This window comes from Leisingera sp. F5, from assembly GCF_001593695.1.
The window spans coordinates 1-2,243 of sequence record NZ_LUKH01000503.1 but is presented as its reverse complement, the minus strand read 5'-3'; the positions used below and the strand labels follow the sequence as shown (position 1 = coordinate 2,243).

At 62.7% G+C, this 2,243-nt stretch carries 2 protein-coding genes; both read right to left on the bottom strand.

The features are described from left to right. Window positions 1-226: 226 nt before the first annotated feature. Window positions 227-619: a GFA family protein gene (locus A2I95_RS32495; protein WP_027258585.1), complete on the bottom strand. Its 393-nt coding sequence runs from the start codon at window positions 617-619 to the stop codon at window positions 227-229. Window positions 620-1,028: 409 nt separating this feature from the next. Further along, window positions 1,029-2,180: a deoxyguanosinetriphosphate triphosphohydrolase gene (locus A2I95_RS32490; RefSeq protein ID WP_027258584.1), complete on the bottom strand. Its 1,152-nt coding sequence runs from the start codon at window positions 2,178-2,180 to the stop codon at window positions 1,029-1,031. Window positions 2,181-2,243: the final 63 nt, after the last annotated feature.

Sequence of the window (2,243 nt, the reverse complement as noted above, 5' to 3'; positions counted from 1 at the left end):
TCCCCTTGCTGTTCCTCCCGCGGATAGCGCTGATGACCCGCGGCATCATAGGGCCAGATCATAGCACGACTTACGGCCAATTCAGGAATCTGGCTCAGGATTTCCAGGCTCCAAAAGACAACAGCAGGTCCGCGCCCTGCCTCAGGCCGGTGCAAACGCGCCTTCCTGTTGGAGAGATCCGGCGCAGACCCGGCCGCAAGCAGCCCGGTCAAAAGACTCGCCGCACTTATGCCGGATGCCCCTCCGACTGCTTTGCTCCGCCGCAGATCTCATACCAGCCCGGTTTCTCTCCCACGAACTCGTGGAAACTGTTCGTCACCTCCAGCGCCCCGTCCAGTGCATTTGCGGCGATCGGAAAACTGGCGTCCTCCGACAATATCTCCCCCAGCGAGCTGCCGCAGATCCGGCAGAAACAGCGGCCGTATTTATAGGGCGGCGCGGGCTGGTACAGCACCACCTCGTCCCTGCCGGCAATCCAGCGCAGGTCTTCCTTCTTCACAAACACAATGGTGCTAGCGCCGGCCTTGCGACAACGGGAGCAATGGCATGTGCCCATCAGCGTCGGCTGCGCCAGCAGCTCAAACTTTACCGCGCCGCAGCAGCAGCTTCCCTCAATCATTCCGGCAATCCTCTCCTATCATGTATTTTGAAGAGAACATTACAGGAACACTTACAGCAGAACAAGCCGCCACACGGCGTTGCGCCAAAGCCCGTCTCACCGCACGCCCTGCTTGCGCGGCCGTAACCCGACTATGCGACAGTCACCCACCTGCAGCACATCGCGCGGGTCTGGCACCCCGCGCACACAGGAGACCAGGACCCCCAAGACCACCTCCGCAAAAGGTGCAGGGGCGTCTGACTGATGAAGCTTTTGACCGGACCCGGGGCGCGCTGGCGTTCCGGCCCTGGCCTCCTGCCTGTCGTGGCGGCGCCATCTCTACCCTGCCCGTTTCACGGCCCACAGTAACGGCACACAGGAAAGGACCGCAGCAGACAACACAGACCGCAAGCAACACAAGGCGAAGCCCTCAGACCTCGACCTTCACCCCGATCAGCCGCTCATGCTGCTGCAGGGCGAAGCGGTCTGTCATGCCGGCGATATAATCCGACACGATCCGCGCCAGCGCGGTGCGGTCCGCCGCACCGGCAATATCTGCGTGCCAGCGCTCCGGCATGTCCTGCGGATTGTCCAGGAAGTAGGGAAACAGCGCCTCCACCACCTTGGCGACCTTGGCGCGCTTTTCCATCACCGACGGGGCGCGGTACATGCGGGTGAACAGGAAGGCGCGAATGTCCTTCAGCCCGGCCCAGAGGCCCGGCGAAAACTGCACCACCGGATAATCCAGCGCCCGTACCTCCTCGACTGTTTTTACCCCTGAGTCCGCCAGCAGCGCCCGCGCGGTGCCGATCACATCGCCAACCATGACACCGAAGAAGCGCCGCAGCGCCTCATGCCGCCGGCGGTTGGGATCAAGGCCCGGATACAGCCGGTCCACCGCGCCATACGCCTTGTCCAGCAGCGGCAGCCGGGCCAGATCATCGTCGCCGAACAGACCCGCCCGCAGCGCATCATGCAGATCGTGGTTGTTGTAGGCGATGTCATCCGCCAGCGCCGCCACCTGCGCCTCGGCGCTTGCGTGGGTGTGCAGCTCCAAATCCATCGCAGCATTGCATTCCGCCAGTGCCCAGGGCAGCTCCCCCACCACTGGGCCATTATGTTTTGCAATCGCCTCAAGGGTTTCCCAGGTGAGGTTCAAGCCGTCGAATTCGGCGTAGTGACGCTCCAGACAAGTCACGATGCGGATCGCCTGGGCGTTATGGTCAAAGCCGCCATAGGGCGCCATCAGCGCATGCAGCGCATCCTCTCCGGTGTGGCCGAACGGCGTGTGGCCCAGATCATGCGCCAGCGCCACCGCCTCGGTCAGCTCCTGGTTCAGCCCCAGCGCGCCGGCAATCGTCCGGCCCACCTGCCCCACCTCGATCGAATGGGTGAGCCGGGTGCGGTAATTGTCGCCCTCGTGTTCGACAAACACCTGGGTCTTGTGCTTCAGCCGCCGGAAAGCACTGGCGTGGATAATGCGGTCACGGTCGCGCTGATAGGGAGAGCGAAAGGAGCTTTCCTCCTCGGTCACCTGCCGGCCGCGGCTGCGGTCCGGTGACGTGGCATAAGGCGCATGCATCTTAAATCTTTTCTCCAGCAAATCTTGCCGCCTGAATTGCACCTTCATATATAATGCCTTGAG